We start from the raw sequence: 7,213 nt of genomic DNA on the forward strand, positions 1-7,213 counted from the left end.
CCCGCCGTCACAGGTGACGGCCCGAGATGCGGGCCACCGCCCGCATCTTGTTCATCGCGTCGAGCGCGGCGACCTTGTAGGACTCCGCCAGGGTCGGGTAGTTGAAGACGGTGTCGACCAGGTAGTTGACCGTTCCGCCGCAGCCCATCACGGCCTGCCCGATGTGGACCAGCTCGGTGGCCCCGGTGCCGAAGACGTGGATGCCGAGCAGCCGGCCGTCCTCCGGGCTCACCAGGAGCTTGAGCATGCCGTAGGAGTCGCCCAGGATCGCGCCGCGGGCCAGCTCGCGGTAGCGGGCGATGCCCACCTCGAAGGGCACCGCGCGCTCGGTGAGCTCGTCCTCGGTGCTGCCGACGTAGGAGATCTCCGGGATCGTGTAGATGCCGATCGGCATCAGCTCGGCCCGCATCCCCGTGGCCGGCTCGCCGCACGCCGCGTAGGCGGCCAGCCGCCCCTGCTCCATGGACGTCGCCGCCAGGGCCGGGAAACCGATCACGTCACCGACGGCGTAGATGTGGTCCACCTCGGTGCGGAAGTCCGGGCCGACCAGGATCCGGCCGCGGTTGTCCGCGGAGAGCCCGGCGTTCTGCAACTGGAGGACCTCGGTGAGCCCCTGCCGCCCGGCGGAGTACATGACGGTGTCGGCGGGGATCTTCTTGCCGCTCTCCAGCGTCGTGAGGGTGCCGCCGTTGTGGCGCTCGACGGAGACCACGGACTCGCGGAACCGGAAGGTCACCGCGAGGTCGCGCAGCTGGTACTTGAGCGCCTCGATGATCTCCAGGTCACAGAAGTCCAGCATCCGGTCGCGCCGTTCGACGACGGTGACCTTTGTGCCCAGTGCCGCGAACATCGAGGCGTACTCGATGCCGATCACTCCGGCGCCGACCACGACCATCGAGCCGGGGATCCGGTCGATGTCGAGGATCTGGTCGCTGTCGACGACCGTGCGGCCGTCGAAGTCCACCGAGTCGGGCCGGGCCGGCCGGGTGCCGGTGGCAATGATGATCTTGTTGGCGCGGACCTGTCGTTCCTCGACCCCGCCAGGCCCGCGGACGCTCACGGTGTTCGGGTCGAGGAAGGTCGCGAGCCCGGAGAGGACCTGGACCCGGTTGCGGGTGAGCTGGCTGCGGATCACGTCGATCTCGCGGCCGATCACGTGCTGCGTCCGTGCGGAGAGGTCCGCGACCGTGATCTCGTCCTTGAGCCGGTAGCTCTGGCCGTAGACCTCTCGCTGGGCCAGGCCCGTCAGGTACATGACGGCCTCGCGCAGCGTCTTGGACGGGATGGTCCCCGTGTTGATGCAGACCCCGCCGATCATGTCCCGCTTGTCGACGACCGCGACGCTGCGCCCGAGTTTGGCCGCGGCGATGGCAGCCTTCTGCCCGCCGGGCCCGGAACCGATGACAAGGACATCGACCTCGTGCACGTCGTTTCCCCCTGTCATTTATCGTGTCGCGCCGAGGCTATCCGCCCAGGAGGCCCGGAACCTCCGTCGGTCGGTGTTGTTACGCCGTTTTCTCGCCCAGGTCCCCAGAACGTCACACCAGTCGCGCCATGTCATGGCTTGCGTTCCCATCGTCACACGCCGACGTGGGGGGACGGCGTGGTCCACCCGTGCTCACCCGGCCCGTGCCGGCCCGTGGTCACCCGGGCCCCGTGTCGGCCCGTGGTCGCCCACCGGCCGGAGGAAACCCAGAAACCCGTGGTGCGGCCCGTAACGAAAGCCGAGCCGCCTCGTTGGACAGGGCATCGGGGGTCGCGGGGGTCGTGGAGGCTGGCTGGGGGGTCTTCCACGGCTCTCGCGACGGGGTATGCCGACCTGCCGTGGGGATGGCGTGCTCCCGGCCAGTGGCCGGGGGAACAGGCGTCGGCATCGGGACCCGGCTCCCGCACGTTCGTGGAGCCGGGTCCGTTCCCTGTCCCACCGCTACGGGCCCCCCGGGCCCGTCCCCCCCGTTCCGCCTGATCGAGCGCACCGACGGGCCGAGTCGCGCCCGAGGGTGCCGGCGGCGAAAGCCGAGCACCCGTGGGAGGCGCACCCGCGGGCGACCGCCCACGGGTGCGGCTACCGGTCCGTCCTACGGGTGCGTCATCGACAGGACGTCGAGCGCGCTGTCCAGCTCGGCCTCGGTGAGCTTGCCGGCCTGGACGTACCCGCGCTCGATCACGACCTCGCGGATCGTCTTCTCCTCGGCCAGCGACTGCTTGGCGACCTTGGCCGCCTCCTCGTAGCCGATGTACTTGTTGAGTGGCGTCACGACCGACGGCGAGGACTCCGCGTAGCGGCGGCAGCGCTCGACGTCCGCGACGATGCCGTCGATGCAGCGGTCGGCGAACAGACGGCTGATCGTCGACAGGATGTGGATCGACTCGAGCAGGTTGCGGGCGATGACCGGCAGCATCACGTTGAGCTCGAAGTTGCCGGCCGAGCCGCCGAACGCCACCGCCGCGTCGTTGCCGACCACCTGGGCCACCACCTGGCAGACCGCCTCGGGGATGACCGGGTTCACCTTGCCGGGCATGATCGACGACCCGGGCTGCAGGTCCGGCAGCCTGATCTCGCCCAGCCCGGCCCGCGGGCCCGAGGACGCCCACCGCAGGTCGTTCGAGATCTTGTAGAGCGACACCGCGATCACCCGCAGCACGCCGGACGCCTCGACGAGGCCGTCCCGCGAGGCCTGGGCCTCGAAGTGGTTGCGGGCTTCGGTGAGCGGGAGCCCGGTGCTCGCCGCCAGCTCCTCGATGACCGCCGCCGAGAACCCCGGCGGCGTGTTGATGCCGGTGCCGACCGCGGTGCCGCCCAGCGGCAGCTCGCCGATCCGGGGCAGCGCGCCGTTGAGCCGCTCGACACCCAGCCGGACGGCCGCCGCGTACCCGCCGAACTCCTGGCCGAGGGTCACCGGCGTGGCGTCCATGAGGTGGGTGCGCCCCGACTTGACCACCTCGGCGAACTCGGTCGTCTTCCGCTCCAGTGAGACGGCGAGGTGATCGAGCGCGGGGATCAGCTCGTGCACGATCCCCTGGGTCGCCGCCACGTGGATCGAGGACGGGAACACGTCGTTCGACGACTGCGAGGCGTTCACGTGGTCGTTCGGGTGAACGGCCCGGCCGAGCCGCTCCGAGGCGAGCGACGCCAGCACCTCGTTGGTGTTCATGTTGGACGACGTGCCGCTGCCGGTCTGGAAGACGTCGAGCGGGAACTGGGTGTCCCAGTCGCCCCGGGCCACCTCGCCGGCGGCCTCGGCGATCGCCGCGGCGATGTCACCGTCGAGAACGCCGAGCTTGGCGTTCACGGTCGCGGCCGCGGCCTTGATCCGCGCGAGCGCCGCGATGTGGGCGCGCGAGATGCGCTGGCCGGAGACGGGGAAGTTCTCGACCGCCCGCTGCGTCTGCGCTCGCCACTTCGCCGCGGCCGGCACCCGCACGTCACCCATGCTGTCGTGCTCGATGCGGTATTCCTGCTCGCTCATGACTCGTGCTCGCTCATGCGCCGATCTCCCGAGATGTCCGTCGACCTTGATCTGGCTTGCCGCCGATCCGGCTTGCCGCGGAACCGCCCGCGGCGCTGGCGATGACAGGCCACTGCCGACCCTAGGACATCAGGTGCATCCGTCGCCTCGGCCGGCATCCCCGGCGGGCGCTCGTCACATCGCCCGAGACGGGCCTGCGCGGGCGGCATGCCGGGCGGCCGGCACCCGTCACCGGGCCACCACAGACGAACGTCCGGTGCCGCACCAGGCTGGCGCGGCACCGGACGGAGAGAAACACGATGGGTGGACCGGGCTACGAGCGAAGCCGGTGACCAGCACGGGCGTCGACGATCATCCGACCGGGTGGCGCAGCCGCCCGATGGGACACGGTCCTCACACCACGCGCGGTGACCCAGGCGTGAGGGGGCCGCCGGCAGCACGACCGACCGGAATTTCCGGCGCTGGCTGGACGGCCCGTTGGTGCCGGCGCCGACGACGCCTCCGGCCGCGACCGCCCGAATGCGGCGATGCGGCTTGGACGGCGGCGCCGACGCCGGATGAATGTCGGCGGAGTGGATATCGCTGGAGTGACGTACCGCTGGAGTGACGTACCGCCTGGTGCCGTCGGCGCGCTCAGGATGAGCGAGCGTCAGGCGCCCGCGGCCCGCTCCCGGGCACGCATGTCGCGACGCAGCTCCGGCGGGAGCGCGAACAGCAGGTGCTCGTCCGCCGAGGTGACTTCCTCGACGTCGTTGAACCCGCGGTCCGCCAGCCACGCCATGACCCCGGTGACGAGTTCCTCGGGGACGGACGCCCCGCTCGTCACACCAACCGTCTCGACACCGTCGAGCCAGCCCTCATCCACCTCGGCGCAGTCGTCCACGAGGAACGACTTGGGTGCACCGGCGTCGAGGGCGACCTCGACGAGCCGGACCGAGTTGGAGGAGTTCGGTGAGCCGACCACGATGAGCAGGTCGACCTTCTCGGCGATCTCCTTGACGGCCACCTGGCGGTTCTGGGTGGCGTAGCAGATGTCGTCGCTCGGCGGCCCCTGCAGATGCGGGAACCGCTCGCGAAGCGCCTTGACCGTTGTCTGCGTCTCGTCGACCGAGAGCGTCGTCTGCGAGAGGAACGCGACCCGCTTCGGGTCCCGGACCTTCACAGCGGCGGCGTCCTCAGGACCGTCGACCAGATGGATACGGTCCGGCGCCTGGCCGGTGGTGCCTACTACCTCCTCGTGGCCCTCATGACCGATGAGGAGGATGTCCAGATCCTCCTTGGCGAACCGGCGAGCCTCGGAGTGGACCTTGGTAACGAGGGGGCACGTCGCGTCAATGGTGCGAAGCTGACGCGAGGAAGCCTCCTCGTGGACCGTCGGTGCCACGCCGTGCGCCGAGAACACCACCGTGGCGCCGTGAGGCACCTCGTCGGTCTCTTCGACAAAGATCGCGCCCTTCGCTTCCAGCGTCTTGACGACGTGAGCGTTGTGCACGATCTGCTTGCGTACATACACCGGCGACCCGTACAGATCGAGTGCCTTCTCGACGGTTTGGACCGCGCGATCGACACCCGCGCAGTAGCCGCGCGGCTTGGCCAACAAGACCCGCCCCATGTCGCAGCAGTCTACGCGGGAGCAGCGAGGCTGGAAGAGCGGCGAGCGGAGCATCACCGGATGGGCAGCATCGTCCGGCCCGCCGGTGACCTTCCCCCGTGGGGGAGGTCGTACGGTTCGACAGGTGCCCCTGACCTCGACCCCGGACGAGCCGCTCCCGGTGCGGACGATCTCCCGGGCGTTGGGTGACTGGATCTCCCGGCTCGGTCGCGTATGGGTGGAAGGTCAGGTCACCGAGATCTCCCGCCGGCCGGGCATGAACACGGTCTTCCTCACCCTGCGCGACCCTGTCGCGGACGTCTCCCTGCGGGTCACCTGCCCCCGGGCGGTGTGCGACGCGGTCGGTCCCGGGCTCGTCGACGGGGCCCGGGTGGTGGTCTGGGGCAAGCCCAGCTTCCACCCCGGCCGGGGCACGTTGGCCCTTGCTGTAGTGGAGATTCGCCCTCTGGGGGCCGGTGCGCTGCTGGCCCGGCTGGAGCGGCTGAAGGCCACGCTCGCCGCCGAGGGACTCTTCGCGGCGAGCCGCAAACGGCGGCTCCCGTTCCTCCCGACGGCGGTCGGCCTCATCACCGGGCGTGCATCCGCCGCCGAGCGCGACGTGATCGAGAACGCCCGCCGCCGGTGGCCCGCGGTACGCATCGAACTACGGGAAGTGGCGGTCCAGGGCCCCCTCGCGGTGAGCCAGATCCTCGACGCGCTGTCCGATCTGGACGCCGACCGCGCCGTCGAGGTGATCGTCATCGCCCGCGGCGGGGGCTCCCTGGAAGATCTCCTACCGTTCTCGGACGAGGCCCTGCTGCGCGCCGTTGTCGCCGCCCGGACACCTGTCGTGTCGGCAATCGGACACGAGCAGGACACCCCCCTGCTCGACTTTGTGGCCGACGTCCGAGCCTCCACGCCGACCGACGCCGCCAAGCGTGTGGTCCCCGACGTCTCCGAGCAGTCAGCGCTGGTGGAGGCCCTGCGCAGCCGGGCCCGCAGGGTCCTCGCGCACCGCCTCGACCTCGAACGACGCCGGCTGGCGGACCTGCGGGCCCGTCCCGTCCTGGCAGCCCCGCTGCGCGAGATCGACCGGCGCGAGCAGACCGTCGGGGCGCTGCGCTCGCGCTCGCTGCGCTGCCTCACCCACGCGGTGGACGTCGCCGAGCGCGACCTCGTCCACGCGGCGGCACGCATGCGGGCGCTGTCCCCGGCGGCCACGCTGGAACGCGGCTACGCCCTGATCCAGAACGCGGACGGCGCGGTGATCCGCTCACCGGCCGAGATCGAGGCCGGCGACCCGCTGACCGTCCGGGTCGCGGGCGGTACCTTCGCCGCCAGAGCGGAGTGACCACCACGCGGCGCTCGAACGGTTCTCCCGGTGTTCTCGTCTCTCGGTGTTCTCAGCGTTTTCGGTGCTCTCGAGCCCGGGCGCGGGCTCACGGCCGTCGAGCGGGACAGCCGTCGAACGGGACAGGAGAAGGCACATGACCGATCTTGACCGTCAGCGGAGCCCCACCACCGGACCCGGTTCGGATGGTGTTCCGGAGACCACGCCAGGGACTACGGCGGGTACTGCGCCAGGACCGACCTCCGGGGTCGCCACGGGTGTCACCCCGGGGACCACTCCCGGTCTCACCTTCGAGGCGGCTCGCGCGGAGCTGGAGGACGTCGTCCGCAGGTTGGAGGCCGGGGGATGCGCTCTGGAGGAGTCCCTCGCGCTCTGGGAACGCGGCGAGGAGCTCGCCGCCGTCTGCCAGCGCCTCCTCGACGGCGCCCGGGCCCGCCTCACCCCCGCCCCGACCGCCGAACCTTCCTGAGTCCCACCGGCCGAACCTCCTGGCATCGCGCCGCGCTGCTCCTCCGCGCTGGTCGTTCTCGACCTGCCGGTGGTCTTCCCGGAACCCCCGTCAGCCCGGGGCCGGGTCTCCCGTTCCCGGGCGCGGAGGACACAGAGCCATCCAGATCGTCGATCTTCCACCTGCCCCGGGATCCCGGACTCCGGGAGCCGGGGCGCCTGAGCCTGCCAGGCCACGAACCGGGGACTCCCAGCCCGCACCTCCAACCCCAAAACCCCAAAACCCCAAACCATCACGAATCATTCGCGGCCTGAAGATCGCTTCTGATGTGTGGGGGGGGGGGGGGGGGGGGG

5 protein-coding genes are annotated in these 7,213 nt (G+C 70.9%); 2 read left to right on the forward strand and 3 right to left on the reverse strand.

The features are described 5' to 3' along the window. Positions 1-7: 7 nt before the first annotated feature. The 3 genes from sthA to AC559T_RS27285 all read right to left on the reverse strand — a co-directional run bounded on the left by sthA (position 8) and on the right by AC559T_RS27285 (position 5,082). The gene (gene sthA / locus AC559T_RS27275; RefSeq protein ID WP_020458492.1) at positions 8-1,426 is read right to left on the reverse strand and encodes a Si-specific NAD(P)(+) transhydrogenase; all 1,419 of its coding nucleotides are present in this window, start codon (positions 1,424-1,426) and stop codon (positions 8-10) included. Between the two features lie 652 nt (positions 1,427-2,078). Continuing rightward, on the reverse strand, positions 2,079-3,470 hold the full coding sequence (locus tag AC559T_RS27280; protein WP_498870526.1) for a class II fumarate hydratase: 1,392 nt from the start codon (positions 3,468-3,470) through the stop codon (positions 2,079-2,081). A gap of 649 nt (positions 3,471-4,119) precedes the next feature. Further along, positions 4,120-5,082, reverse strand: coding sequence for a 4-hydroxy-3-methylbut-2-enyl diphosphate reductase (locus AC559T_RS27285; protein ID WP_071059280.1), 963 nt, complete (start codon positions 5,080-5,082; stop codon positions 4,120-4,122). Between the two features lie 124 nt (positions 5,083-5,206). On the opposite strand from AC559T_RS27285, the gene xseA reads away from it, so the two are divergent. Then, positions 5,207-6,412, forward strand: coding sequence for an exodeoxyribonuclease VII large subunit (xseA, locus tag AC559T_RS27290; RefSeq protein ID WP_020458495.1), 1,206 nt, complete (start codon positions 5,207-5,209; stop codon positions 6,410-6,412). A 136-nt stretch (positions 6,413-6,548) separates the two neighbouring features. Further along, the gene (locus AC559T_RS27295; RefSeq protein ID WP_071059282.1) at positions 6,549-6,881 is read left to right on the forward strand and encodes an exodeoxyribonuclease VII small subunit; all 333 of its coding nucleotides are present in this window, start codon (positions 6,549-6,551) and stop codon (positions 6,879-6,881) included. Positions 6,882-7,213 lie beyond the last annotated feature (332 nt).

It is taken from the genome of Frankia sp. Hr75.2 (genome assembly GCF_949319125.1).
Lineage (GTDB): Bacteria > Actinomycetota > Actinomycetes > Frankiales > Frankiaceae > Parafrankia > Parafrankia soli.